The sequence below is a fragment of the Streptomyces sp. NPDC058877 genome, from assembly GCF_042742855.1.
Taxonomy (GTDB): Bacteria; Actinomycetota; Actinomycetes; order Streptomycetales; family Streptomycetaceae; genus Streptomyces.
In genome coordinates this window covers 1-25,837 of record NZ_JBHYMF010000018.1, presented here as the reverse complement: position 1 = coordinate 25,837, position 25,837 = coordinate 1, and the positions used below count along the sequence as shown (strand labels likewise).

The 25,837-nt window shown below is 70.3% G+C and carries 24 protein-coding genes and 2 tRNA genes; 5 read left to right on the top strand and 21 right to left on the bottom strand.

What is annotated here, in order from left to right; genetic code table 11:
• Nucleotides 1-178: 178 nt before the first annotated feature.
• A tRNA-Ala gene (locus ACFW2Y_RS06800) sits at nucleotides 179-251 on the bottom strand.
• Nucleotides 252-375: 124 nt separating this feature from the next.
• Here ACFW2Y_RS06800 and ACFW2Y_RS06795 point away from each other — a divergent pair.
• Nucleotides 376-1,596 carry a glycosyltransferase 87 family protein gene (locus tag ACFW2Y_RS06795; protein ID WP_384874562.1) on the top strand — a complete coding sequence of 407 codons (1,221 nt, stop codon included), beginning with the start codon at nucleotides 376-378 and terminating at the stop codon, nucleotides 1,594-1,596.
• Here the strand turns inward: ACFW2Y_RS06795 and ACFW2Y_RS06790 are convergent.
• The 8 genes from ACFW2Y_RS06790 to ACFW2Y_RS06755 form a co-directional block, all read right to left on the bottom strand.
• Nucleotides 1,575-1,808, bottom strand: coding sequence for a hypothetical protein (locus tag ACFW2Y_RS06790; protein ID WP_384874559.1), 234 nt, complete (start codon nucleotides 1,806-1,808; stop codon nucleotides 1,575-1,577). The two genes, ACFW2Y_RS06795 and ACFW2Y_RS06790, sit on opposite strands and share 22 nt — an antisense overlap.
• A 521-nt stretch (nucleotides 1,809-2,329) precedes the next feature.
• Nucleotides 2,330-2,402: transfer RNA gene (locus tag ACFW2Y_RS06785), tRNA-Ala, on the bottom strand.
• Between the two features lie 95 nt (nucleotides 2,403-2,497).
• Complete coding sequence (locus ACFW2Y_RS06780) at nucleotides 2,498-3,151, bottom strand: histidine phosphatase family protein (RefSeq protein WP_384874643.1); 654 nt, start codon at nucleotides 3,149-3,151, stop codon at nucleotides 2,498-2,500.
• Nucleotides 3,148-3,612, bottom strand: a complete 465-nt coding sequence (gene rsfS / locus ACFW2Y_RS06775; RefSeq protein WP_384874557.1) for a ribosome silencing factor — start codon at nucleotides 3,610-3,612, stop codon at nucleotides 3,148-3,150. Before rsfS ends, ACFW2Y_RS06780 begins: the two co-directional genes overlap by 4 nt.
• Before the next feature lie 83 nt (nucleotides 3,613-3,695).
• Nucleotides 3,696-5,399, bottom strand: coding sequence for a LytR C-terminal domain-containing protein (locus tag ACFW2Y_RS06770; RefSeq protein ID WP_384874554.1), 1,704 nt, complete (start codon nucleotides 5,397-5,399; stop codon nucleotides 3,696-3,698).
• Nucleotides 5,400-5,418: 19 nt separating this feature from the next.
• The gene (gene nadD, locus ACFW2Y_RS06765) at nucleotides 5,419-6,039 is read right to left on the bottom strand and encodes a nicotinate-nucleotide adenylyltransferase (RefSeq protein ID WP_384874552.1); all 621 of its coding nucleotides are present in this window, start codon (nucleotides 6,037-6,039) and stop codon (nucleotides 5,419-5,421) included.
• A gap of 52 nt (nucleotides 6,040-6,091) precedes the next feature.
• A complete protein-coding gene (locus ACFW2Y_RS06760) occupies nucleotides 6,092-6,253 on the bottom strand; it encodes a hypothetical protein (RefSeq protein WP_384874550.1) in 162 nt (53 codons plus the stop codon).
• An 83-nt stretch (nucleotides 6,254-6,336) separates the two neighbouring features.
• Nucleotides 6,337-6,528 carry a hypothetical protein gene (locus ACFW2Y_RS06755; RefSeq protein WP_384874547.1) on the bottom strand — a complete coding sequence of 64 codons (192 nt, stop codon included), beginning with the start codon at nucleotides 6,526-6,528 and terminating at the stop codon, nucleotides 6,337-6,339.
• Between the two features lie 131 nt (nucleotides 6,529-6,659).
• Between ACFW2Y_RS06755 and ACFW2Y_RS06750 the strand changes: the two genes are divergently transcribed.
• Entirely contained in the window at nucleotides 6,660-7,796 is a 1,137-nt protein-coding gene (locus tag ACFW2Y_RS06750; protein ID WP_384874544.1) for a M48 family metallopeptidase, read from the top strand.
• Here the strand turns inward: ACFW2Y_RS06750 and ACFW2Y_RS06745 are convergent.
• From ACFW2Y_RS06745 to ACFW2Y_RS06715, 7 genes are all read right to left on the bottom strand, one after another.
• Nucleotides 7,781-8,863, bottom strand: a complete 1,083-nt coding sequence (locus ACFW2Y_RS06745) for a hypothetical protein (RefSeq protein ID WP_384874541.1) — start codon at nucleotides 8,861-8,863, stop codon at nucleotides 7,781-7,783. The genes ACFW2Y_RS06750 and ACFW2Y_RS06745 overlap by 16 nt on opposite strands.
• Nucleotides 8,864-9,051: 188 nt before the next feature.
• Nucleotides 9,052-9,612, bottom strand: coding sequence for a hypothetical protein (locus ACFW2Y_RS06740; protein WP_384874539.1), 561 nt, complete (start codon nucleotides 9,610-9,612; stop codon nucleotides 9,052-9,054).
• Nucleotides 9,613-9,688: 76 nt separating this feature from the next.
• Complete coding sequence (locus tag ACFW2Y_RS06735) at nucleotides 9,689-10,972, bottom strand: glutamate-5-semialdehyde dehydrogenase (protein ID WP_384874537.1); 1,284 nt, start codon at nucleotides 10,970-10,972, stop codon at nucleotides 9,689-9,691.
• Nucleotides 10,973-11,060: 88 nt separating this feature from the next.
• Complete coding sequence (locus ACFW2Y_RS06730; protein ID WP_384874534.1) at nucleotides 11,061-11,582, bottom strand: hypothetical protein; 522 nt, start codon at nucleotides 11,580-11,582, stop codon at nucleotides 11,061-11,063.
• A gap of 176 nt (nucleotides 11,583-11,758) precedes the next feature.
• Nucleotides 11,759-12,877, bottom strand: coding sequence for a glutamate 5-kinase (gene proB, locus ACFW2Y_RS06725; RefSeq protein WP_384874531.1), 1,119 nt, complete (start codon nucleotides 12,875-12,877; stop codon nucleotides 11,759-11,761).
• Between the two features lie 82 nt (nucleotides 12,878-12,959).
• Nucleotides 12,960-13,514: a GtrA family protein gene (locus ACFW2Y_RS06720; protein ID WP_384874528.1), complete on the bottom strand. Its 555-nt coding sequence runs from the start codon at nucleotides 13,512-13,514 to the stop codon at nucleotides 12,960-12,962.
• Nucleotides 13,514-14,509 carry a glycosyltransferase family 2 protein gene (locus tag ACFW2Y_RS06715; RefSeq protein ID WP_384874525.1) on the bottom strand — a complete coding sequence of 332 codons (996 nt, stop codon included), beginning with the start codon at nucleotides 14,507-14,509 and terminating at the stop codon, nucleotides 13,514-13,516. The genes ACFW2Y_RS06720 and ACFW2Y_RS06715 overlap by 1 nt, the downstream gene beginning before the upstream one ends.
• 247 nt (nucleotides 14,510-14,756) lie before the next feature.
• On the opposite strand from ACFW2Y_RS06715, the gene ACFW2Y_RS06710 reads away from it, so the two are divergent.
• The 3 genes from ACFW2Y_RS06710 (at nucleotide 14,757) to ACFW2Y_RS06700 (ending at nucleotide 20,712) form a co-directional block, all read left to right on the top strand.
• Nucleotides 14,757-16,385, top strand: coding sequence for a hypothetical protein (locus ACFW2Y_RS06710; protein WP_384874522.1), 1,629 nt, complete (start codon nucleotides 14,757-14,759; stop codon nucleotides 16,383-16,385).
• Between the two features lie 287 nt (nucleotides 16,386-16,672).
• Nucleotides 16,673-19,543, top strand: coding sequence for a CDP-glycerol glycerophosphotransferase family protein (locus ACFW2Y_RS06705; protein ID WP_384874519.1), 2,871 nt, complete (start codon nucleotides 16,673-16,675; stop codon nucleotides 19,541-19,543).
• 62 nt (nucleotides 19,544-19,605) lie between these two features.
• Nucleotides 19,606-20,712: a glycosyltransferase gene (locus ACFW2Y_RS06700; RefSeq protein ID WP_384874641.1), complete on the top strand. Its 1,107-nt coding sequence runs from the start codon at nucleotides 19,606-19,608 to the stop codon at nucleotides 20,710-20,712.
• Between the two features lie 100 nt (nucleotides 20,713-20,812).
• Here the strand turns inward: ACFW2Y_RS06700 and galE are convergent, their stop codons facing one another.
• The 5 genes from galE to rplU form a co-directional block, all read right to left on the bottom strand.
• Nucleotides 20,813-21,799 (bottom strand): UDP-glucose 4-epimerase GalE, encoded by a 987-nt coding sequence (galE, locus tag ACFW2Y_RS06695; RefSeq protein ID WP_384874516.1) that lies wholly within the window; start codon nucleotides 21,797-21,799, stop codon nucleotides 20,813-20,815.
• A 16-nt stretch (nucleotides 21,800-21,815) separates the two neighbouring features.
• Nucleotides 21,816-23,462: a glycosyltransferase family 2 protein gene (locus ACFW2Y_RS06690; protein ID WP_384874514.1), complete on the bottom strand. Its 1,647-nt coding sequence runs from the start codon at nucleotides 23,460-23,462 to the stop codon at nucleotides 21,816-21,818.
• 61 nt (nucleotides 23,463-23,523) lie between these two features.
• Nucleotides 23,524-24,963: a GTPase ObgE gene (gene obgE / locus ACFW2Y_RS06685; RefSeq protein ID WP_384874512.1), complete on the bottom strand. Its 1,440-nt coding sequence runs from the start codon at nucleotides 24,961-24,963 to the stop codon at nucleotides 23,524-23,526.
• Nucleotides 24,964-25,070: 107 nt separating this feature from the next.
• The gene (gene rpmA / locus ACFW2Y_RS06680) at nucleotides 25,071-25,325 is read right to left on the bottom strand and encodes a 50S ribosomal protein L27 (RefSeq protein ID WP_010041940.1); all 255 of its coding nucleotides are present in this window, start codon (nucleotides 25,323-25,325) and stop codon (nucleotides 25,071-25,073) included.
• Nucleotides 25,326-25,339: 14 nt separating this feature from the next.
• Nucleotides 25,340-25,660, bottom strand: a complete 321-nt coding sequence (gene rplU, locus ACFW2Y_RS06675; protein WP_030211179.1) for a 50S ribosomal protein L21 — start codon at nucleotides 25,658-25,660, stop codon at nucleotides 25,340-25,342.
• Nucleotides 25,661-25,837 lie beyond the last annotated feature (177 nt).

Genomic DNA, 25,837 nt, shown 5'->3' with positions numbered 1-25,837 from the left:
CCGTCGACACTGATCAGCGCGGCTCGGTAAGCAGGAGGCGTACGGCACGCATGGCGTCAGGGTACCGCAGGGCTCGGCGGGGGCGCATCGGTGTCCACGGAACGGCGGTGGAGGCGTGGCGGGGAAGACGTACACGAAGAAGCGGGCCATCCTTTTCGGATGACCCGCTTCCTTCTTGTGGAGCTAAGGAGAATTGAACTCCTGACCTCCTGCATGCCATGCAGGCGCTCTACCAACTGAGCTATAGCCCCTTGCTTTTCTCCGTCTCCGTCTTGGTTTCCCTCGCGGCGACAGACAGAACATTAACCGGCTTCCCCGCAGATCTCCAAATCGGTTCTCGGGACCCCCCTGAACTGCCGGGTAGGGTCGCCGACTGTGTCCGTCTCCGTGCTCTCCCGAACCCGCGCCCGACCGTGGCCCCTGGCCACCGCCGCGGCGGTCTGCCTGCTCTCTTTCACGGCCTTCTGGGTGGCTCAACGCCTCGCCCACGTGAACATGCTCGACGTGATGGTCTACCGGGCCGAGGGCGAGACCGTCCTGGCGGGCGGGGACCTGTACGCGATGCGCGCGACCTCGGCGAACCTCGGCATGACCTACCCGCCCTTCGCGGCCCTGCTGTTCGTCCCCTTGACCCTGGTGGGCGTCCCGCTGATGCGGACGCTCACCACCGCGGGGAACCTGCTGCTGGTGGTCGCCCTGGTGCAGCTGTCCCTCCAACTGGTCCGCCCCTCCCTGTCCCGCGCCGACCTGTGGCGCACGACCCTGTGGGTCGCCGCGGTCGTGGTCTGGTGCGAGCCGGTGTGGACGACCTTGCGGTACGGCCAGATCAACCTGCTCATAGCCGTGGCGGTGCTCTGGGACCTGACCCGTCGCGAGGGCAGCCGCTGGGCGGGGCTGGGAACGGGCCTGGCAACCGCCGTGAAGCTCACCCCCGGGCTCTTCGTGGTACTGCTGTTCGCCGCCGGCCTGCTCCTGTGGCACCGGGACCGGAGGGGAAACCAGTGGCTGCGCACGGCCCTGACCGCGACCGGAGTGTTCCTCGGGACGACGCTCGCCGTGGCGGTCGCCCTGCCGGCGGACTCACGGCGGTTCTGGACCGAGACGCTGTTCGAGACGGGCCGCGTCGGCTTCGCCGAGGAGACCGCGAACCAGTCGATCCGCGGAGTGTTGGCCCGGCTCATGCACACCGATGACCCGGGCGCGTGGTGGGCAGTGACCGCGGCCGTCCTGGGCGGTGCGGCGATGGTGCTCGCGGTACGGGCCGCGATGCGCGGCGACAAGGCGGTCGCCGTGGTCGTCTGCGCGCTCACCGCACTGATGGTCAGCCCGATCTCCTGGTCCCACCACTGGGTCTGGTGCGTGCCCCTGCTGATCCTGCTCGCGGACCGGGCCACGCGGACGTGGCCGGTGACGGGGGCGACGGCCCTGGCCTTCGCCTCGTTCGCACTGTGGTGGGTCCCGCACGACCCGGGCCGCCCCGAACTGGACCAGAACGCGGGGCAGATGGTGCTGTCGGCGGTCTATCCGCTGACGGCGACGGCCTTGCTCGTGGGGTGCGCGCTGACCCTGCGGCGTCAGGCCGTGGCGAAGGAGTAGAAGCGCTTGAGGGTGCAGTGCTCGTCGAGGAGCCGACCGTAGATCGGCTCCCCCTCGAGCTCGCGGTAGGTCTCGATGGGGTCGCCTTTTATGATCAGCGCCCGCGCGCACTCCTCGCACCAGTACTGGAACCCCGGGTTGACGGGGTCCATGTCACGCACGATGGGCGTACCGCTGTCGCACCAATCGCATTTCCGCCGATGTGCACCCATGAATCAGCTCCAGCTGTGGCCGCAGGCCGTGCACCCATAGGACGCCCTGCCGTTGTCGCCGAGCACTTGGGCCACCCTCCCGTCCGGATCCTCGTCCCCCTCCGGCCGTCCGATTCTGCCATGCCCCCGCAAGGGGGTCAGCGTGACCGACGAGGCGGTCACGCCTCGTCAGCCGTGACGCGCACGGCCGTCGGGGCCGGGCCGATCGCCCGGAACGCTCTCACGGAGCCCTGGACTCCGGAACCAGCGACGCCCCCGCGGCTCCTCCCCGAGGCGGTGCCGGGTACGAGCGGCTTTGAGGCGGTGGAGACGTCGTGCCGCCGGACAGTCCGGCGAAGGCGTTCCGGTGGGAGCGGGGGTGAGGGCCGGCCGGCCCTCACCCTGGGGACGCCCCGGTACCGGATCGTGGCCCAAGCGCCGAAGGGGAAGGAGGGCCACCGCGGGATCGATGCCCCGCACCGGGCGAGAAAGTGACGAAACGACGAATCCCGTCCCCCATGGGGGACGGGATTCGGTGACTGTGGAGCTAAGGAGAATTGAACTCCTGACCTCCTGCATGCCATGCAGGCGCTCTACCAACTGAGCTATAGCCCCTCGTGTTCTTCGCGCTCCGCGCTGCGAACAAGAAGAACTTTAGCCTGTGACCTGCCAGAAAGTGAAATCCGGGTCCGGCAGGCCCCTCGTGGGACTCAGTCGTCGTCGCCGAGGACCGGCTCGGGCAGCGTTCCTGCGTTGTGTTCCAGCAGGCGCCAGCCACGGGCGCCCTCGCCGAGAACCGACCAACAGCAGTTGGAGAGCCCGCCCAGGCTCTCCCAGTGGCGGGGCTCCAGCCCCAGGAGCCGACCGATGGTGGTGCGGATGGTGCCGCCGTGGCTGACCACGACGAGCGTGCCGTCCTCGGGGAGCTTGTCGGCGTGTTCGAGGACCACCGGGGCGGCCCGGTCGGCCACCTCGGTCTCGAGTTCGCCGCCGCCCCGACGCACGGGCTCCCCGCGCTTCCACGCGGCGTACTGCTCCCCGTGGCGCGCCACGATCTCGTCGTGGGTCAGGCCCTGCCACTCCCCCGCGTACGTCTCGCGCAGCGCGGCGTCATGGGCGATGGTGTGCCCGGTGAGGACGGAGAGCTCGGCGGCGGTGGCAGCCGCCCGCTTGAGGTCGGAGGCCACGATGGCGTCCGGCTTCAGCGCGGCGAGCAGCCGTGCGGCGCGACGCGCCTGGACGATGCCGGCCTCCGTCAGCTCGATGTCGGTCGAGCCCTGGAAACGTCGCTCCAGGTTCCAGGAGGTCTGGCCGTGGCGCCAGAGGACGATGCGGCGGCCTCTGCCGCCCTTGGTGGCGCTCAGCTCAGCTCACCGTCCGCTCCCTCGGGAAGACCGGAGCCGGCCTCGATGTCCGCACCGGTCAGGGCGGCGTGCTCGGCGGCCTTGCCGCGGGTCTTCAGGGCGTCCTCGGGCAGGTCGAGCTCGGGGCAGTCCTTCCACAGCCGCTCCAGGGCATAGAAGACCCGCTCCTCGCTGTGCTGGACGTGGATGACGATGTCGACGTAGTCCAGCAGGATCCAGCGCGCGTCGCGGTCGCCCTCGCGGCGGACCGGCTTGGCGCCGAGCTCCTTGAGCAGCCGCTCCTCGATCTCGTCGACGATCGACTTGACCTGGCGGTCGTTGGGTGCGGAGGCGAGCAGGAAGGCGTCGGTGATCGACAGCACGTCGCTGACGTCGTACGCGATGATGTCGTGCGCGAGCCGGTCGGCAGCCGCCTGGGCGGCGGTCTTGACGAGCTCGATGGAACGGTCCGTGGCGGTCACAAGCAGGCTTTCGTCGGCGGTCCAGTACCCCTCCAGGGTCTCACGGACCGCCGACGACCCCGTCGGAGTTTCCCGAGCGCCCCTTACCCGGCCCCCTGGACCTCGTAGTCCTGGCCCAGGACCACGGTGACCGCGATCGTTCCGGACGGCTTGCCCTTCTCGACCGACTCGTCGGGCAGCCCCAGCGCCTTGGCCACCTCGACGGCCGTCGCCTTCTGTGCGTCATCGCCGTAGAAGACCTGCGAGGTCTTCTGGGTCGGTGCGTCTGCGCCGCCCACGAAGGCGTAGCCCCCGTTGACCAGGACGATCCTGGCGCTCTCGGACGCCTTCTTGCCCGACCCGTCCCGTACGGAGACCCGCGGCACCTCGCCCGCCTCGGGGGCGCTGACCTTGCCGCCCAGGATGTCCTTCACCACGCTGTCGCTCGCGCCTTCGGTCAGCGCGCCGTCCTGGTCGACCGGGAGCAGCGCGGTCTTGTGGTCGCCGCCCTTGGCGTGGTCGGCGAGCTTGGCCAGGGAGGCGGCGAGGTCCCGCTCGGGGAGCGAGGGGTCGAGGATCTGCTGGAGGGTCTCGATGGTCAGCGTGGCCACCTCGGGGTCGCTGGAGAACTTGCGCAGCACCCCGTACATGACCTGGCCGAAGCGCTGGAGCTGCTTGGCCTCGGCTTCGCCCGGCGCCCGGTAGGTGGCGTAGGCGACGGCGGCGCGGCCGTTCAGCGTCTGCTTCTCGCCCTTCTTGACGAGCGGCTCGGCCCCCTTCTTGGGGTTGGGCACGTCCGTGTCGGTGTCGACCTCGATGCGACTGAGGGACTCGACGAGGTTCTCCAGGTACGGGGTGTCGAGGCGCCAGGTGCCGGCGATCTTCGTTCCGAGCAGGTTGCCGATCGCTTCCCGGGTGCCGCTGGAACCGTCCTCCTCGACCGACTTCGCGAGGGTGGTCCCCACTCCGTCCGCGTCGGCGACGACGACGGAGTTGGGGATGAGGACCGTGGTTCCCTGGCCCGTGGTCGCGTTGTCCACGAGCAGGGCGGTGGAGGTGTTGCCGTTCTTGAGGTCGTGGAGGTGGACGACGATCGTGTCGCGCTGCTGCGGGCCGGTCGCCGTGCTCCCACCCTTGCGCTCCTGGTCGGAGGAGCCGGGGAAGAGACCCGCGGACCAGAGGTAGCCGACGCCTCCGACGACGGTGAGGACGAGGACGACGACGAGCGCGACGGTCCGGTTGCGCCCGCGGCGCCTGGCCTCCTCGCGCCGCTCCGAGCGGCTCTCGGTGAACTTGAGCCAGTCGATGACGTCCTCGGAGTCCTCGTCGGGCTCCTCGACGAAGGAGAACTGTTCGGTGCGGTACGCACCCTCGCCCTCGGCCTTCCGGGGCTGGACGGACCGCTCGGAGGCGGGGCGCTGGCCGGGGACTCCGGCCGGCGCGGCGGGCGGTGCGGGCGGTGCGGCCTGGACGGGGACCGGGGCGGGATCGACCGGGGCGGCCTGGACGGGAGCCGGGGTGGGATCGACCGGGGCGGCCCACTGCTGTCCGGTGTCGTACGACGGGTAGGCGTAGCCCTGCTGCCCGTAGGGGTCGTACTGCGGGGACGGGGCCGGCTCCTGGGCATAGGCCCCCTGGGCGTACGGGTCGTGGCCGTACGCCTGCTGCTGGCCGCCGTACGGGTCGTAGTGCTGCGCGGGTGCCTGCGGCGGCACCTGCTGCTGGTACACCGGCTGTCCGTACGCGTCGTAGCCGATGATCTGCGGCTGTGGATAGTACGGGTCGTACGGATGCTGCTGATCGTTCACCGGTGCCCCTCCCCGAAGCTCACTCGCCGCGGTACAACTGGCGCTTGTCGATGTAGCGCACCACGCCGTCCGGGACCAGGTACCAGACGGGATCGCCCTGCGCGACCCTCGCCCTGCAGTCGGTGGAGGAGATGGCGAGCGCGGGCACCTCGACGAGCGAGACGCCGCCCTTGGGCAGTCCGTCGTCGGTGAGGTCGTGACCCGGCCGGGTGACGCCGATGAAGTGGGCGAGCGCGAAGAGCTCCTCGGCGTCGCGCCAGGTGAGGATCTGCGACAGCGCGTCGGCCCCGGTGATGAAGAAGAGGTCCGAGTCGCTGTTGAGAGACCGCAGGTCCCGCAGGGTGTCGATGGTGTAGGTCGCGCCACCGCGGTCGATGTCGATGCGGCTGACCGAGAACTGCGGGTTGGACGCCGTGGCGATGACCGTCATGAGGTAGCGGTCCTCGGCGGCCGAGACGACCTTGTGGCTCTTCTGCCAGGGCTCCCCGGTCGGCACGAACACCACCTCGTCCAGGTGGAACAGGGCGGCGACCTCACTGGCCGCCACCAGGTGTCCGTGGTGGATCGGGTCGAAGGTTCCGCCCATCACGCCGAGTCGACGCTTGCCGCGCCCGCCAGTAGGCACTTCCTGCTCTCCCATGCGTGCAGAGCCTACTGGCACGGCGGCGGACGCCGGATCAGCGGCCGTCGGTTCAGCGGTCGCGGTTGAAACGGGTGGTGATCCACAGCAGCAGCAGGAGGGCACCGAGGGCACCGAAGCCGGTGAGGTAGGGGTTGAGGCTGTCGTGGTTGCCGCCGTGCTCGGCCCCCTCGGCGAGGGTGACCAGGTGGACGGCGGTGCTGTGGAGGCTCATCTTCGGCAGACCTATCGATCGGGAATGGGAGCGGAGACTTCGCGCACATCGTATGCGGGCCGTCCCGGAGCGATCACGCCGACTCAGGCGTTGGCATCACGGTCGGCGTCCTCTTCGCGGGAGGCGTCTTCCGTGCGGTACCCGCGGAGCAGGAACCAGGCGAGCAGTGCACCGCCCACGATGGAGACGAGCAGCACGATCCGGAGCGTGTCCCCCGGGCCCTGCTGGGCGGTGGTCGCCAGCAGGGCGGCTGCGGCGTCGACGGTGTCCGGCATGTCGGTCGTGCCCTTCGGTCGTCCTCGGGGCCCGGAGTTATCCACAGGGCCCCGGCACACGGTAGCGCCAGCGCCTACGCTGGGGTCAGTCAGGGGGACGAGCATCGATCTCGTACGAACAGGGGGCATCCATGACCGAGAAGGACCAGGGGAGCACGCCGAGCAGGCAGCGGAAGCGGTTCCCCGGCATCTCCTCGCGGGCCTACGAGCACCCGGCCGACCGCTCGGCGCTCGTCGCCCTGCGGAAGCTCAGCGGGTTCGACACCGCCTTCAAGGCCCTCAGCGGGCTGCTGCCGGAGCGCAGCCTGCGACTCCTCTACCTGTCGGACTCCGTCCGGGTGAGCGACGCACAATTCAGCCACCTCAACGACATGTTGAGGGACGCCTGTTACATCCTGGACCTGGAGAAGGTCCCGCCGATGTACGTCACGCAGGACCCGAAGCCCAATGCGATGTGCATCGGCCTGGACGAGCCGATCATCGTGCTCACCACCGGGCTGGTCGAGCTGCTCGACGAGGAGGAGATGCGGGCGGTCGTCGGCCACGAGGTCGGCCACGCGCTCTCCGGACACTCCGTCTACCGCACGGTCCTGTTGTTCCTCACCAGCCTGGCCCTCAAGGTCGCTTGGATCCCGCTCGGGACGGTGGCGGTCACGGCCATCGTGACGGCGCTGCGCGAATGGTTCCGCAAGTCGGAGCTGTCCGCCGACCGTGCCGGGCTGCTCGTCGGGCAGGACGTCCAGGCCTCGATGCGCGGTCTGATGAAGATCGCCGGCGGTAACCACCTCCACGAGATGAACGTGGACGCCTTCCTCGCCCAGGCCGATGAATACGAAAAGGCCGGGGACCTGCGGGACTCGGTCCTGAAGATCCTCAACGTGCTGCCGCGCTCGCACCCCTTCACGGCCGTCCGTGCGGCGGAGCTCAAGAAGTGGTCGAAGAACCGCGACTTCCAGCGGATCATGGACGGGCACTACCCGAAGCGCTCGGAGGACAAGGACACCTCCGTCACGGACTCCTTCCGCGAGTCGGCGGGGCACTATGCCGACACGGTGCGGACCAGCAAGGATCCGTTGATGAAGCTGGTGGGGGACATAGCCGGTGGGGCCGGCGACCTGGCAGGCGATCTGGGCGGCCGGCTGCGCAACAGGTTCAGTGGCGGCCAGCCCGGAGGGAAGGCCGGCGGCGGCTCGGCAACCGGGGACGGCGGCACGACCGGCGAGGGGAAGAGCGGCGGCACGACCGGGGACGGTCAGAGCGAGGGCTGAGCGCTCGGCGCCAGCACCCCGCACAGCGCGGGGGCGGCGGGCCGGGCGGTGGCGTACGGGTCGGTGACGGCCGGGACGCCCCCCGTGTCCGAGGCTCGCGCCCCCGCCAGGAGCGGTTTCAAGGAGCCCGTGGTGTCGGCACCGCACGCCTGGGGGCCGGCCTCCACGGTGCTGGTCAACAGCTCGGCGCGGTGCATCCGCAGGTCCTCGCGGTCGAAGCGGAAGTGCACCACACGGTGGACGGTGAAGAGGGAGGCCGCCCCCACCGGTCCGGCGCCCTGGACAGCCGGACGCAGGGCGTAGGTGTACGTGTGGTCCGCGGTGACGTCCAGGGTGTCGGGACCGACCTCCTCGAAACGGAGGGTGCCCTGCACCCGGGCGGCGGGCTCGGCGAGCGTCACCCGACCGGGGTCGAAGCGGATGAGCCAGCCAGCGAGGGCGTGCTGGCCGTCGTCGACGGGAGACTCGACGCTCCGATCGAACTGCTCCAGTTGGTCCGGGTCGAGCAACAGGCGCACCGGGCGGACGGTCGCCCCGGACAGCACGTCGGGCTCCAGGCCGGAGGTCACCAGGTAGTCCTTGGCGATGCTGAGTGCGGTGACGACCTGGCTCTCGGCGAAGTGGGAGGTGCGCCTGGTGACGGGAAGGTTGATGCCGGCGGCCCCGGTGCGGTACTCGGCGGCCGGGCTGTGGGAGAAGAGCTGGTCGGGTGCTCCGCCGAGGACGGGTCCCTGGGGGGCGAGCGGGACCACGGTGGTCCGCAGCGGCTCGGCCCGCTGGTCGACCGGGGGCTGGTACGGGGTGCGGGCGCCCAGATAGATGGCGGTTCCGAAGGCCAGGAGGATCAGCAGAACGAGCAGGACCGCCGGACGGGAGCCGCTCCGGCCCTCCCGGGTGGAGCGGCTGCGGACGGCCAGGGCGTGCTCGCCCATCCGCTCCCGGGCCGAGAACTCCTGGAGGCGGGCAGCACGGATGAACGCCTCGTCGAAGACGAGGGACCGGTACTCGTCCTCACCGCCGGGGACCCCCTCGGGTGTCCCCTCAGGCGGGTCGCCACGCCCTGCCATACCTTCAGGGTAGGTCTGCGGGCGCCTCTATAAACTCCCAGGTACACGACAAGTTCGGAAGAATTCGGCCGTCGGAGTGGCCCCGGGCCGAAGAAAGGCCGACGGGGCGGGAGCACCTACCGGGGTCGGTGGCTCGTTCCGGGCGCCCCCAACCGGTCCACGAATCCGCCGCTCCTGCGGAACCGCGCCTAGTGGGACGATGCCGAACCTGCGACGGGCGCTTCGACGGCGGGTGGGGCCGGGTTCGGGTTCGGAGTGTCGACGCCGCTGGTGGCCGGCGGCGGAACCTGGTCGTCGCGGTTGGCCGCAGCGCCCCGGTAGACGGCGCTGAAGGCGAGGGCGACCATGCCGACGCCCATGACGAGGGCGAGGACCCAGGCGACGGGGCGGTGCCAGCGGGCTTGACCCCGGTAGGGGCGCAGGGCCCCGCCGTGACGACCGTAGGGGCTGGCGTCGTCGCCGACGTCATCGGGTTCGTAGGTGGGGCCCACGAGGTCGTGGGCGTCTTCGTAGGGGTCGTCCTCGGCGGATCCGACTCCGGCACGGGTACGGGCGGCCTCGGCCTCGGCACGGGCCTGGGCGGCGGCGAGGAGCCGCTCCACCGCAGTGGGCTCGTGGATGGTGGCGGCCCTGACGAATTCCTCGTCGAAGACCACGGCGGCCTGTACCTCGTCAGCGCCTCCGCGGTCGACAGCGTCCTCGGGGTCTCCGCCGTCCTGGAACGGCTGGCCCCCCACGTCGTCCGGCACGGAATCAGAGTAGACCCGAAAGGTGGTTTTGGGCAGGGAGAGTGCGAACCCTCCCCGCCCGTACCGAAAGGAGGCATTACCTCACGTGACCGTCGCCCGTGACGATGTACTTGGTCGAGGTGAGCTCCGGGAGGCCCATGGGGCCCCGGGCGTGGAGCTTCTGGGTGGAGATGCCGATCTCGGCGCCGAAACCGAACTGGCCACCGTCCGTGAACCGGGTGGAGGCGTTCACGGCAACCGTGGTCGAGTCGACCAGTTGGGTGAAGCGGCGTGCCGCGGCCTGCGAGGTGGTGACGATCGCCTCGGTGTGACCGGAGGACCACATCCGGATGTGTTCGACGGCCTTGTCGAGGGAGTCCACGACGGCGGCTGCGATGTCGTGGGAGAGGTACTCGGTCTCCCAGTCCTCGGGCGTGGCCGGCACGACCGTGGCCTTGGAGCCCTCGGCGAGGGCGAGGATCCGCTCGTCGGCGTGGACGGTGACACCTGCCTCGGCGAGCGCGGCGAGGGCCTTGGGCACGAAGGCCCCGGCGACGTCCTGGTGGACGAGGAGGGTCTCGGCGGCATTGCAGACGCTGACCCGCTGGGCCTTGGAGTTGATCAGGATGTCGACGGCCATGTCCAGATCGGTCTGGGCGTCGACGTAGACGTGGCAGTTGCCGGTACCGGTCTCGATGACCGGGACGGTGGACTCCTCGACGACGGTCTTGATCAGCGATGCCCCGCCCCGCGGAATGAGGACGTCGACGAGACCGCGGGCGCGCATCAGCTCGCGGACGGATTCGCGGGACTCTCCGGGAACGAGCTGGATCGCGTCGGCAGGCAGTCCGGCGCCGCCGACGGCGTCGCGCAGGACGGTCACCAGGGCGGTGTTGGAGGCGTACGCCGAGGAGGAACCGCGGAGCAGGACGGCATTGCCGGACTTGAGGCAGAGGGCTGCGGCGTCGACGGTGACGTTGGGCCGGGCCTCGTAGATGATGCCGACCACGCCGAGCGGGACGCGGACCTGGCGCAGGTCGATCCCGTTGGGGAGGGTGGAGCCGCGGACGACTTCGCCGACGGGGTCGGGCAGCGCGGCAACGTCACGGACATCGGCGGCGATGGCCCGGACACGCTCCGGGGTGAGGGTCAGACGGTCGATGATGGCCTCGCTGGTCCCGGCTTCACGGGCCTTGGCGATGTCCACGGCGTTGGCCTCGACGATCTCGTTGGTGCGGACTTCGAGGGCGTCCGCGATCGCGAGGAGCGCAGCGTCCTTGGCCGCGCGCGGGAGTGGCGCGATTTCGGCGGCGGCGCCACGGGCTCGGTAGGCGGCCCGGGCGACCGGGGAGAGGTTGTCGAGGGGCGTGAGCGAGGTCATGTCCGCAGGGTACTGGCAGCCCTGCGGACATCCCTCACTCATCCCGCGCTCCGAGACGGGCCTGGACACGGGGGTGCGCTCCCGCCCGTCAGTACGGGTGGACGCCGACCGGGGCGGCGGGGGGCGGGCCGTAGCCCTCCGCCACCCGCTGGTGGTAGGTCTCCCGGTCGATGACCTCGAGGCCGACGATCTCCCACGGCGGCAGCTTGGCGGTCTGTCGGTGCTCGCCCCACAGGCGCAGGGCGACGGCAGCCGCGTCGTGCAGGTCGCGGGCCTCCTCCCAGTACCGGATCTCGGCGTGATCGTTGGCGTAGCGGCTGGTCAGCAGGAAGGGATGGTCGTGGGCCAGCTGTTCGAGCCCCCGTCGCACCTCCTGCAGCGATGACTCGACGCCCGACACGCTGAGGGTGATGTGCCAGAGCTTGGACACGGGCCGTTCCTCGACGCGTGCCCCTGGTGCTTCGCGTGCCCCGTCCGTGTGGGTGGTGGTCTCGGTCTTCCTGTCCGTGGACCTGTCCCGTGCCTCGTCGAAGTCGGCTCCGGCCTCGACACTGGTCAGGGCGCGTTCGGCAGTCCCGCGGGGCGGTGCCCCTGGGCGCGCTCGTCTCACCGGCGGCCTCCTGTGTGATGCGTGTAGTGCTGTACCCCGCCTTGCTCTTAATCCCCGAGACAAAGTTGACCAGTCCGAGGCGGTACTTGGGGCGGTTTTGGTGAACGTCCCTTCCAGATGGCCGCAGTTTCAGCCGTTTCGGCGGGTCGTGTTCGATGGCGTACGGTCCGCGGCGTTCAGCCGATGACGACGAGGTCGTCGCGGTGGACGACCTCCCGTTCGTACTCGGGCCCCAGTTCCTTGGCGAGTTCGCGGGTGGAGCGGCCGAGCATCCGGGGGAGTTCCTTGGCGTCGAAGTTGACGAGGCCGCGAGCGACGGCCCGGCCGGAGGCGTTGCGGAGTTCCACCGGGTCGCCGGCCACGAAGTCGCCCTCGACGGCCGCGATGCCGGCCGCGAGCAGGGACTTCTTGCCCTCGACCACGGCCCGTACGGCTCCGTCGTCGAGGCTGAGGGAGCCCTGGGGCGTGGAGGCGTGGGCGAGCCAGAGCAGCCGGTCGGCGGAGCGGCGGCCGGTGCGGTGGAAGTAGGTGCCGGTGTCCCGACCGGTGAGGGCGTCGGCGGCACGGCTCGCGGAGGTGAGGACGACGGGGATGCCCGCGGCTGCGGCGATCCGGGCCGCCTCGACCTTGGTGACCATGCCCCCGGTGCCGACGCCCGCCTTGCCGGCCGAACCGATTTCAACGTGCGCGGTGTCCGCGGGACCCGTCACCTGCGCGATGCGCGAGGTGCCGGGCCTGGACGGATCTCCGTCGTACAGCCCGTCCACATCAGAGAGGAGCACGAGCAGGTCGGCACGGACGAGGTGGGCGACGAGGGCTGCGAGCCGGTCGTTGTCGCCGAAGCGGATCTCGTCCGTGGCAACGGTGTCGTTCTCGTTGACGACGGGCATCGCACCCATCGCGAGGAGCTGGTCCAGGGTGCGGTACGCATTGCGGTAGTGGGCGCGCCGGCTGGTGTCGTCGGTGGTGAGGAGGACCTGGCCGACGCGGACGCCGTAGCGGGCGAAGGAGGCGGTGTAGCGGGCGACGAGGAGGCCCTGGCCGACACTGGCGGCAGCCTGCTGGCGGGCGAGGTCCTTGGGGCGGCGGGTGAGGCCGAGGGGGGCGAGGCCGGCGGCGATGGCACCGGAGGAGACGAGGACGATCTCCTTCTCACCGCCGCTGCGGACCTTGGCCAGCACGTCGACGAGGGCGTCGACGCGGTCGGCGTCGAGCCCACCGGAGGCGGTGGTGAGTGAGGAGGAGCCGATCTTGACGACGATCCTGCGGGCTTCTGCCACGTGCTGCCTCGCCATGTCCCTCTCTCCGGTCACCTGTGTCGCCCTCGCTCGATCGTCCCGTGCACCGCGTGCTCCCCGCCGCGGCTGCCCAGGCAATCTACGCGAGTCGGGAGGGCTGCCGCTCGTCCGTTTCGCTCCCTGGACCGGACCCGTCGGGAGCACGGCGACGGCCGCGCGGGACCAGGATGCGCTGGGAGATCGCATAAGTGAAGGGGATCGCGACGACGGCCGCGATGAGCGGAGCGACCCGGTCGTCCGTTCCGGCCCAACCGACGAGCGCGTACAGGCCGACGCTCTGCACCAGGTAGTTGGTGACGTTGGTGAGCGGGAAGAGGGCGAACTTCTTCCAGGTCGGTCGGGTGCGGTAGGTGAAGTAGGTGTTGAGGAAGAAGGAGCCGGTCATGCTGAGGAGGAAGGCCAGGGTGTACGCGGCGAAGTAGGGCATCCACGGGTGCAGGAGCAGGTAACACCCGAAGAACGTCAGGGTGTTGACTCCTCCGACCAGGGCGAAGCGGATGATCTCCGCGAGCCGTGCCCGCCGACCGCCGGAACTGGGGACGGGGTCAGCACCGGGGCCGGGGCCAGCACCGGGGGCAGCGCCGGGGCCGGGATCGGCAGGGGAGCCGGCACCGCCTGCCCGCCCCTGCCCCATCAGCGCTCCCGCTCGCCGGTCACGACGCGGATCCGCTCGGCCGCGGCGCGCTCGGCGGCCGCCCGGCCGAAGGAACGGTGGGTCTCCTTCACCAGGAAGTGCGGCCGGCGCTTGGTCTCGTAGTAGATGCGGCCGATGTACTCGCCGATCAGTCCCAGCATCACCATCTGCACTCCCCCGAGCCCGACGATGATCGCGACCAGGGTGACGTAGCCCGGGGCCGTGACGCCCTGGGTGAGGGCGGCGGCGGTCACCCAGACCGCGTAGAGGACGGCGAGGCCGGTGAGCATCATGCCGAGCCAGAGGGCGATGCGCAGCGGGCGGTTGTTGAAGGAGATCAGCCCGTCCATGCCGTAGTTGAGCAGGGAGCTGAACTTCCACTTCGTCTCCCCGCCCTCGCGGGCGGCGTTCTGGTAGTCGAAGGCGACGGTGTCGAAGCCGATCCAGGAGAAGAGGCCCTTGGAGAAGCGGTTGTACTCGGGGAGCGAGAGGAGGGCGTCGACGGCGGGACGGGAGAGCAGTCGGAAGTCGCCCACTCCGTCGGCGAGTTCCACGTCGACCCAGCGGTTGACGGCCCGGTAGTACACGCGGCTGAGTGCGGTGCGGAGCTTCTTGTCCCCTTCCCGGGTGCGTCGCGCCATCACCTGGTCGTGACCCTGGTGGTAGAGGTCCAGCATCCGTGCGAGGAGTTCCGGCGGGTGCTGGAGGTCTGCGTCCATGATGACCACGGCGTCCCCGCTGGACTTCCGCAGGCCGGCGAGCATGGCTGCCTCCTTGCCGAAGTTGCGGCTGAAGGAGGCGTACTGGGTGCGCCGTGGGTGCCGGACGGCGATCTCGCGCAGTTTGCCCAGGGTGCCGTCGGAGCTCCCGTCGTCCACGTAGCAGATCTCGTAACCGACCGGGAGCGCGTCGAGCGCCTGTCGCATCCGCGCGTCGAACCGTTCGACGACGTCCTCTTCGTTGAAGCAGGGGACGACGACGGAAAGCCTGGTCATGAACGGTCACTCCAGAGGGGTGGGTGGGAGTACGTCGCGAGGGGCCGTCGCCGGGTTCTCCTCCGAGCGAGGCCGCGGCGGCGTCTCGCGGTGGCCGCCCGACATCGTCCGGGCGGCCACGCCCGGTCGGCATGTCGTCCATGGGGCAAAGCATGTGGGGAAGATATTGATATACCGGGCATTTTCACCCATTTGTCACCCATAGGGGCGACGCGCCACGGACCTCGGCCAGCTGGAGCGGTGACCGGTGAGCAGGACGACTATCTCGAAGCACGGTGCTGCACGGACGCACCACGACGGGCGGGGGGAACGGGACATCGACGGCGCCACGACGAAGGGCGGGACCGGGATCCGAAACCGTCCCGGGCGGGCACTGCGCCGGATGGCGCTCGCCATCGGCGCGGGCTCCGGGGCGCTGCTCTCGGTCGGCGCCTTCCTCGGCGCCTACACCCGCCCCACCTCGGACGACTGGTGTGCGCTCTGGAAGACCCGGGACCTGGGGGTCCTGGGCATCTCCTCGGACTTCTACCGCACCCAGAACGGGCGCGTCACCAACGCCCTCCTCACCGGCCTCCTGTACACCGACGGCATGCGGGGCCCGAAACTGCTGCCCACCTTCCTCGTCGTCGCGCTGGGCCTGGGACTGTTCCTCCTGGCCCGAGAAGCGCTGCGCGCGCTGCGGCTGCCGTTCCCGGCAGTGGCGGCCGCCGCGGCGGTCCTGGTGGTCGAGGCGCTGCTGTTCTTCGCGGGGACCCGCGCCTACCAAGTGCTGCTCTGGGCGCCGGCCACCCTGTCCCACACCCTTCCGGGCACCATCGGGGTCTGGGCTGCCCTGTCCGCGGTGCGGGCGGCCCGCAGCCGCCGCCCCTGGGCCCGATCCGCAGCCGTCGGCTCGGCCGTGCTGGCGGGCATGGCGATCGGCACCCTCAGCGAACCCTTCGTCGCCGTGTCCGGGTTGGCGGCCGCCGCAGCCGGCGTGCTCTGCCTCCCCCGGCTGCGCCTTACCCACGACCGCTTCGCGTCGACCTGGTGCACCGCCTGGTGCCTCGGCCTACTGGTCGGCACGGTGGTGCTCGTCACGTCCCCCGGCGCCCGCTGGCGGCGCGCACAGCAGCCGGAGCGCCCCCTGTCACTGGCGGAACTCGGAGAGACGCTTCAAGACTGGTCGCGCATCTGGGAGACGATCGGCGGGCAATGGGCATACGCGGGCGCACTCGCCGTCGGGGTGCTGCTCGGCCTGGCGCTGGCGCCACGGACCGGTCGCCCGGTCGAACGGTCGAACGGCCCTGCGCGCGGCACGCTCCTCATCGCCGCCGCACTGCCCGTGCCCCTGATCGCACTCGGGAGCCTCGTCTCCGCCTACGGCCTGCGCACCGGATACGGGGCGGACGGCTGGACGTACGCCCGCACCTGGACGAGCTTCCTCCTGGCGTTCCTCCTGGCGCTGTGCGGTTACGGTGCGTGGCTTGGTTACCGACTCCGTCTCCGCACCGCACCGCATGCGGTCCCCGCGGGAGCTCCGGAGCCGGAGACGCCGGTCGCCGGAGGCGCCTCCGGCGGCGCTCCGTCCCCTACGGCTCGCGCCGTCCGCCTCCTGACCCTGTTCGCCGCCGGGGCGGTCGCCGCGGCGAGCACGGCGGCCCTGGTGCCGCCCGTGCGGACGCTGACCACCCTGACGGTGGCGCGCGCCCTCGCCTGGGACTCGCAGGACGCCCGCATCCGTGCCGAGGCGGCTGCGGGCGCCGGGGAGGTGGCGTACCACCCCCTCCGCATCGGCAGCCTCGCGGAACCCTTCTTCACCAACACCCCCGCACGGGACTGGGTCGCGCAGTGCGCCGCCCGGTACTACCAGGTGGACCGACTGCGCCAGCCCTGAGCCCGACACGCCGGACCACTGTGAAGCCTGTCACTTCCGGGGGTCGAGAAAGGGCGGATCCGAGGTACCTTCTCGCCGTCCGTGCAGACGCCTGCGCCCCCGCTCCGTGAAACGACCACCCGTAGGGGGGACTTCTCCGCGTGCGCGGACCGTCGGCCCCTCGCCCCGCTCCCCCTCCCGCGAGGATCGGGACACGACGCCCGGTGCCGCGCCCGCGGGGGGCGGCGAACCGGGTGGCCAACACCAGGTAGCTTGGGTGTGTCTGGAGGAAAGACAAGTGGATCGAGGTGCAAGTGCCTGACGTCTCCGTGGTCGTCATCGCCTACAACGACGCAGAGCGTCTCCCGACGGCCGTTCAGTCGGTACTGGATCAGACCCTGCGCGGCGTCGAAGTGGTGATCGTCGACGACTGCAGCAAGGACCGCACCTTCGAGGTCGCCCAAGCACTCGCCGCCGCGCACCCGGACCGGGTGCGGGCCTTCCAGCTGCCGCAGAACAGCGGCGGGTGCGGCGCGCCCCGCAACTACGGCGTCCAGCAGTGCGCCGGGGACTACGTCATGTTCCTCGACAGCGACGACGTGCTGGAGCGCAACGCCTGTCGCAACATGCTGGAAGCCGCCGAGAGCACCGGCTCCGACATCGTCTCCGGCCTCTGCGTCCGGGTGCACCTGGACAGCCGCAGCCAGAAGAAGACCTCCTGGTACCCCTGGCTCTACTCCAGCACCCGGACCATCGATTCGATCACCGAACTGCCGGACCTGCTGACCTACGACACCCTGTCGACAAACAAGTGCTACCGCCGCGGGTTCCTCCAGGAGTCGGGGCTCGAGTTCCCGGTCGGCATCCACTACGAGGACCTGCTCTTCTCGGCCCAGGCCTACGTCGCCGCCCGGCGGATCACGCTCATCCCGAACACGGTCTACTACTGGAACGTCCAGGAGAGCGCCGCCGCCAAGTCGATCAGCAACCGGCGCCACGAGATCGCCAACTTCATGCACCGCATGGAGATCCACCGCCGGGTGGACGCCCTGCTCGAGAGCAAGGGCTACGACGAACTCAAGTACCGCAAGGACATCAAGTTCCTCAAGCACGACTTGGTCCTCCACTTCCGTGACCTGGCCCTGCTCGACGAGGACTACCGCCGGGAGTTCGCCGAGCTGAGCAACAGCTACCTCGCCGAGATCGCCCCCCGGGCGTACGAGGAAGTGCAACCGCTGCACGCCATCTGCGCCTACCTCCTGAGCAAGGAGGACTGGGAGCAGCTCCTCCGGGCCACCGAGGCGCTCACCAATCCGGGTCGCCTCACCTCCCCTCTCGCCGAAGTGGACGATCGGATCTACTGGTGCGACCAGCACCTGGAGACCGAGCAGGGGCGCCAGGTCCTGGACGTCACAGCCCTCGGCTTCCATACCCGGCCGCTCACCGCGCTCGCCCTCGGCAACAAACTGACGTCGTACGAGAGCACCGACGGCGTGGTCCGGCTCGCCGGCCGTGTGGTCAACCCGCTGGGGCGGATCGCCCCGGACGCGAAGCTCAAGGCCGTCCTGGAGTTCTCGGCCCGCCGGAGCGTCGGCGGCAAGACCGCCCGCATCCCGGTGGAGTCGGTCCGGCACGCCGGCGACTGGATCGAGTGGGAGGGAACGGCGGATGTCGCCCGCACCGTCCGTCCGCTCGGCATCATCGACGCGGTCTGGGACGTCCGTCTGATCATCACAGCCGACGGTCAGGAACTGCGCACCCGGGTCTCGGTCGGCGGCACCTCCCTCGACGACGCCCGCTCCCTGAAGGTCCGCCCGCGGCTGACGACGCTGGTCTCCGACCGCTTCGTCCCGGAGATCACCAAGAAGGGCAACCTCTCCTACGTGCTCTCCGCCGAGGGCAAGGCCGCCGTGCACACGACCTCGATGATCGAGGGCGCCATGCACGGGCGCACCGCCCGTCTGGCGAAGACGAGCCTGCGCCGCCTCCTCAAGGCGAAGAGGGACCTGGGCTCGGGCGAGACCAAGCTGCGCGTCTACCACGAGTTCTACAGCAAGCTCCCGATCCGCAAGGGGCTCGTCGTCTTCGAGAGCCACCTCGGCAAGCAGTACAGCGACAGCCCCAAGGCGATCTACGAGGAGATGCGCCGCCAGGGCGTCGCCTTCGACGCGGTCTGGTCCTACGCGGGTGCGAAGCCGACCGGTTTCCCCGAGGACGCCACGCTCGTGAAGCGCTGGAGCTGGCAGTACTTGCGGGCGCTCGCCCAGGCCGAGTTCTGGATCGACAACCAGGGCTTCCCGCTGCGCCTCGCCAAGCGTCCGGGGACCACGTACATCCAGACCTGGCACGGCACGGCCCTCAAGCGGATGGGCTTCGACGAGCCCCGGACCAAGGCCGGCGGGCTCGCCGCCCAGGCGTCCTTCCAGAAGTCGCTGGACCGCTTCGACCACTTCCTGATCCGCGGCGAGCACGACCGGCACACCCTCGCGAAGGCCTTCCGGCTGCGCGACGAGGTGCTGCTGCCCGTCGGTTACCCGCGCAACGACGAGCTCGCCGTGACGCGTCGCGAGGAGGCGGAGAGCGGTACCCGCAAGCGCGGCCCGCTCGCCGCCGAGCTGGGAATCGACCCGGAGAAGAAGGTGCTGCTGTACGCGCCGACCTTCCGGGCCGCTCCGGGCGGCAAGGTGCGCGCCTTCCAGGCCCCGTTCGACGTGGAGGAGTTCGCCGAGCGCTTCGGCGACACCCACACCCTGCTGATCAGGACGCACTACCTGAACAGCGTGACGCTGCCGCCGTCAGTACGGGGACGAGTCGTCGACGTCTCCGGTCACCACGACATCACGCCGCTCCTCGCACTCGCCGACGGGCTGATCACCGACTACTCGTCCGTGATGTTCGACTACGGGCTCCTCGACCGTCCGATGATCTTCTTCACCTACGACTACGAGGAGTACGCGAAGGAGAACCGGGGCACCTACTTCGATCTGAAGGAGCACGCGCCGGGGCCGGTGGTGGCGACGGAGGAGGAGCTCTTCGGAGTGATCTCGAACTTCAAGGACGAGGCCGACACCAAGTACGCGGCCGCCCGTCAACGGTTCAACGCAGCATTCAGCGAGTACGACCGGGGCGACGCGGCCCGCCAGATCGTCACCAAGTTCTTCACCGGGAGCGGCAAGTGACCAACCAGACCACCGTGTCCGGTGGCCGCGACATCTTCATCGTCTCCAACAGCGTCGACGAGATGGGCGGTGTGACCACCTGGTCGCACCAGATGGCACGGGAGTTCACCGGCCGCGGCCACCAGGTCCACGTCATCGGCATCACCCCCGCCCCCGCGGGCCGGCAGCACGAGTTCCTGGACCCCCTGCCCTACCCCACCACCACGCTGTACGACGCGCACCCGCCGCAGGTGAAGCCGCTGCGCGGCATCAAGGGCAAGCTGAACGCGGCGGAGCGGCGGAACCACGCCGCCCGCGCCGCAGGCATGCGGGAGCGGGCGGACCGGATGACGGCGCTGTTCGCCGCCGCCCGGCCCGGCGCGATCGTGATCGTCACCCAGGTGTGGGCGATGGAGTGGGTCTCCCTCGCCGACACCAAGGGCCACGTGGTCATCGGCATGAGCCACGAGTCGTACGCGGCCAGCGCCGCGTCCTCCCGCCTCGCCCGAGTGAAGCGCTACTACCAGGACGTCGACCGGCTCCTCGTCCTCACCCCCGGCGACGCCGACCAGTGGATCCGCGCCGGCATGGACAACGTGGGCCACATGCCGAACGCCCTGCCGTTCATGCCCGAGGCCCCGGCACCGCGCAGCGAAAAGATCGTCGTCTCCATCGGTCGCCTCTCGCACGAGAAGGGCGTCGACATGCTGGTCGACAGCTGGGCCGAGATCGCCCCACGTCACCCCGAGTGGAAGCTGCGGATCTACGGGACCGGCGACGAGGAGCAGTCGCTGCGGCAGCGGAGCACCGATCTGGGCCTCGACGGCTCCGTGGAGTGGATGGGCCGTACCAATGACGTGCTGGGCGCCCTCTCCGGGGCTTCGGTCTTCGCACAGGCCTCTCGTGCCGAGGGCTTTCCGATCACCCTCCTGGAGGCGATGGCGGCGGGCGTGCCCTGCGCTGCGTTCGACTGCGCGCCCGGTGTCCGGGAGATCATCCGGGACGGCGAGGACGGGCTACTCGCCCGGCTCGGCAACACGATGGAGCTCGGTGGCCACATCAGCACGCTGATCTCCGACGGAGAGCTCCGCGACCGGATGGGCGACGCGGCTTTCGAGAACGTGAAGCGGTACGCGGCCGACGAGATCACCGACCGCTGGGAGGCGCTGTTCGCCTTCCTGGAGCGCTGACGGCGCAGCGGAGCGGGACGCCTGGAAGACGAGGAGAAGGGGACGGAGAGCAGAGAAGCTCTCCGTCCCCTTCTCCCTTCGGCTCCGCGCCTTCCTCCGGTCAGACGCTCGCACCACGGCGCGCGACCCACCCGGCCCAGGCGGACTCGATCATGTCGCGCACGTCGTGACGGGCCTTCCACCCCAGCTCCGACGCGATGCGATCGGCGGCGGCAACGACCCGGGCGGGGTCGCCGGGGCGTCGCGGGGTGACCAGCGGCTCGGTGGTGTGGCCGGTGATCTCATTGATCAAACGGACCATCTCGGTGACCGAGACGCCCTCGCCGCGCCCGATGTTGACCGTCAGGTCGCCCGGTTCGCCCGCCTCGGCCCACTCCGTGAGCTTCCGCGCGGCGACGAGATGCGCATCGGCCAGGTCCTCGACATGGATGTAGTCGCGGATGCAGGTGCCGTCGAGCGTGTCGTAGTCGTCGCCGAAGATCTGCGGGGACTCACCGGCGTCGAGGCGCTCGAAGACCATCGGGACCAGGTTGAAGACGCCGGTGTCAGCCAGCTCGGGAGTCGCCGCCCCCGCCACGTTGAAGTAGCGCAGGCAGGCCGTGGAGATGCCGTGGGCGGCACCCGCGGCACGCACCAGCCACTCTCCCACCAGCTTGGTCTCGCCGTAGGGGCTGAGGGGGAAACAGGCGGTCTCTTCGGTGACGAGGTCGACGTCCGGCATCCCGTAGACGGCAGCGGAGGAGGAGAAGAGGAAGTTGCGCACCCCTGCGGCGGCAACGGCCTCCAGGAGGACGGTGAGGCCGATGACGTTCTCGCGGTAGTAGTGCAGCGGCAGTTCGACCGACTCGCCGACCTGCTTCTTCGCGGCGAGGTGGACGACGCCCGTCACGCCGTGCTCGGCGATCGTCCGGTCGAGGACCTCGCGGTCGAGCGTGGAGCCGATCACCAGGGGCACGCCCTCAGGCACCCGCTCTTCGTATCCCGTGGACAGGTCGTCGAGGACGACGACCCGCTCCCCCGCCTGCGTCATGGCACGGACCACGTGAGAGCCGATGTATCCGGCGCCGCCGGTGATCAGATAAGTCATGGTGCTCCAAACCCTTTCACTGAGAACTGCGGGCGAGCCGACGAAGCCGGGCTCTGACCGCCTGGAACCCGTCCCGGGCACCGGGTGCGATCCGTATCGCCAGCGAACCGTTCGCCGTGGCGTACTGCTGCACCAGGAGTACACCGTACCGGCTGCTCGGGAGCACCGAGCGCCGCTGGGATCCGTCCGGCGGCCGGAGCGAAGTGGTGTACGACTCTCCGTTCGCACAGGTCACCGTGGCTGTGACATCCCACAGTTGGACGCCCTGACGGCCGCGTCTGCGTCCTTCGCCGGCCAGCGCGGTGAAGCCGACCGGTACCCGGGCCGCCCAGCGGTCCCCGGTGCCGTCGGGCATCGCCCCGGCGCGCAGTTCGACCCGCTCGGTACGGGCGGGCTCGGTGTCCCCGCGCGGCAGGAACGCGAGTTCGGCTGTACGGGGGCCGGCTTCGGCAAGCCGTCCGTACAGGTCCCGCACCGTGAAGTGCAGATCGCCGCCGCCGCTGGTACGCAGGACCGCGTCCACGACGAACGGCAGTTCCTCCAGCGGCAGCCGGTCCATGCCGTCGAGACGGGCCTCGGGCAGGCCCTCGGCCCAGACGGCATCGGCACGGGTACCGGCGTATGGCGGCAGCAGCCGTGCCGGGGCGGCGGACAGCCGGGACAGACGCAGCAGGTCACGCGGTTCCCTCGCGGCCGACAGGAAGCGGGCGGTCCAGCGCGCGGGAGCGACAGCGGCGGCGATCTCCTCCTCGCGGAAGCCGGCGAGGTAGGCACGCGTGGCGGCCCACCACTCGGCACGGTGCCCTGCGTCACGCAGCCTCAGGTCCCTGGCGTACATCCGCAGGTCGTGCTCGAGGAACTTGGTTCGGCAGGCAGCGGCGAGATCCGCGCGTCCCGCCTCGGCGAAGGCCTCGACGGCCGCGCGGTGGGCGGCGATCCGCGCCTGCCAGTTGGAGATGCCCTGCCGGTCGAGGGAGATGGACAGCTGGGCTGCGGCCCGGCGGACGTGCCAGACGTAGACGGTGTCGGGAACCACGGCGACGCGGGGGACCGCGGCGTACACCCGGGCGGTGAAGAGGAAGTCCTCGTAGACGAACCGGCCGTCGGGGAAGCGGATGCCGTGCTCGTCGAGGAAAGCGCGGTCGTACACCTTGTTGACGCAGAGGGTGTCGTGGACGAGGGGGAGGAGTTCCTCGGACGCTTCCAGGACGGTCGGCTCCCGGTAGAGCCCGGGCTGCCAGCGGACGTCCCTGCCCTCGGGGAGTTCACGCCGTACGCAGGCGCCGACGGCCACCGGGGCGCGGTGCCGTTCCGCGGCGGCGACCAGGGCCTCGGCGGCGCCGGCCGGAAGGATGTCGTCGCTGTCCAGAAACATGACGTACGGGGCGGTGGCGGCCCGGATCCCGTCGTTGCGCGGGCTGCCGCACCCTCCGCTGTTCTCCGTGCGGCGCACCACCCGCAGCCGGGGGTGCCGTGCGGCGAGTTCATCGAGCACCCGGGCCGTGCCGTCGGCGGAGCAGTCGTCGACTGCTACGACCTCGGCCACCACGGGGCCCTGGTCGAGCGCGGATCTGATGGCCTCGGCGACCAGGGCCTCGTCGTTGTAGGCGATGACGACGACACTGAGCCTGCCGGCGGTTCCGGGCGGGGGAACGGTACTCACGACCGAAATCCTACGGGAGCCCCCGGCCCGCCTTCCGGCCAGCCAAGGGCTCCCGCTCCTGCTAGAACGGGTCGAACTCGTCGTACTCGCGCTGTGCGTCGTCATGCTCCGCCTGCCGGTCGCGGCGACGCTGCGCCGCCGGCCGCGGGGCCTCCAGGCGGTGGTCCTCGCCGCGGCGGCCGAGCATCTCGGCGCCGGCCATCATGGTGGGCTCCCAGTCGAAGACGACCGCGTTGTCCTCGGCACCGATCGCAACACCGTCGCCCGCACGGGCACCGGCCTTCATCAGCTCGTCCTCGACGCCGAGGCGGTTGAGCCGGTCGGCCAGGTAGCCCACGGCCTCGTCGTTGTTGAAGTCGGTCTGACGGACCCAGCGCTCCGGCTTCTCGCCGCGCACCCGGTAGACCTCTTCGTGCTCGTCGTAGGTGACGGTGAAGCCCGCGTCGTCGACGGCCTTCGGACGGATGACGATGCGGGTCGCCTCCTCCTTCGGCTTCGCCGCACGTGCCTCGGCGACGATGCCGGCGAGGGCGAAGGAGAGCTCCTTGAGGCCGGTGCGGGCCACGGCGGAGACTTCGAAGACCTGGTAGCCGCGCTCCTCCAGGTCCGGGCGGATCATGTCCGCGAGGTCCTGGCCGTCCGGGATGTCGATCTTGTTGAGGACGACGATCCGGGGTCGGTCATCCAGGCCGCCGTACTGCTTGAGCTCCTCCTCGATGACGTCGAGGTCGGTGACCGGGTCGCGGTCGGACTCCAGCGTCGCCGTGTCCAGGACGTGGACGAGCACCGAGCAGCGCTCCACGTGCCGGAGGAACTCCAGGCCGAGGCCGCGGCCCTGGCTCGCGCCCGGGATCAGGCCCGGCACGTCGGCGATGGTGTAGACGGTCGAGCCGGCCGTGACCACCCCGAGGTTCGGGACGAGCGTGGTGAACGGGTAGTCCGCGATCTTGGGCTTGGCGGCCGACAGCACCGAGATGAGCGAGGACTTGCCCGCGCTCGGATAGCCCACGAGCGCGACGTCGGCGACGGTCTTGAGCTCCAGGACGATGTCCCGCGCCTCGCCGGGCTCGCCGAGCAGCGCGAAGCCGGGGGCCTTGCGGCGGGCCGAGGACAGTGCCGCGTTGCCGAGGCCACCGCGACCTCCCTGGCCGGCGACGAAGGTGGTGCCCTGGCCGACCAGGTCGGCGAGGACGTTGCCCCGCTTGTCGAGGACGACGGTGCCGTCGGGCACGGGCAGGACGAGGTCCTGGCCGTCCTTGCCGGAACGGTTGTCGCCGGCACCGGGCTGGCCGTTGGTCGCCTTACGGTGCGGCGAGTGGTGGTATTCGAGGAGGGTGGTGACCGACTGGTCGACGACCAGGGTCACATCGCCACCACGGCCGCCGTTGCCGCCGTCGGGGCCGCCGAGCGGCTTGAACTTCTCCCGGTGGACGGAGGCGCAGCCGTGGCCTCCGTTACCCGCGGCGACGTGCAGCTCGACGCGGTCCACGAAGGTGGTCATGGTTCTGTGCCTCCAGAGGAATACGGGTGGAATGTCTATCTAGTAACACGCGAAAGGCGGACCCGCTTCCCTTCCGGGAAGTGAGGTCCGCCTCCGCAAAGATCCGATCAGGCGACCGGAACGATGTTCACGACCTTGCGGCCACGGTGGGTGCCGAACTGCACCGAACCGGCCTGCAGGGCGAACAGCGTGTCGTCGCCGCCACGGCCGACGCCCGCGCCCGGGTGGAAGTGGGTGCCGCGCTGGCGGACCAGGATCTCACCCGCGTTGACGACCTGACCGCCGAAGCGCTTCACGCCGAGCCGCTGGGCGTTGGAATCGCGACCGTTCCGGGTGGACGATGCGCCCTTCTTGTGTGCCATTGCTCAGTCCCTCTTTACTTCGCGGCCGTCGGGATCGCGGTGACCTTGATCGCCGTGTACTGCTGACGGTGACCCTGGCGACGGCGGTAGCCGGTCTTGTTCTTGTAGCGCAGGATGTCGATCTTGGCGCCCTTGTGGTGATCCACGACCTCGGCCTCGACCTTGATGCCGGCCAGGACCCACGGGTCGCTGGTCACGGCGTCGCCGTCGACAACGAGCAGGGTCGAGAGCTCGACCGTGTCGCCAACCTTGGCAGTGGAAATCTTGTCAACCTCAACGATGTCGCCGACAGCAACCTTGTGCTGGCGACCACCGCTGCGCACGATGGCGTACACGCGGATCTCTCTCTCACTCGGGATGAAACCTCTGACGCCAGCCACTCACACGGACCCGGAGGTCCGTGGCGTTCCGGAATCGGACGAGCGGCCTCTCCCGGCGGACGGGAGGGAGGTGCTCAGAGGTGCGGCGCATCGACAGACGCGCCGACGGTCTAGGTTACGGGCGGCTGACAC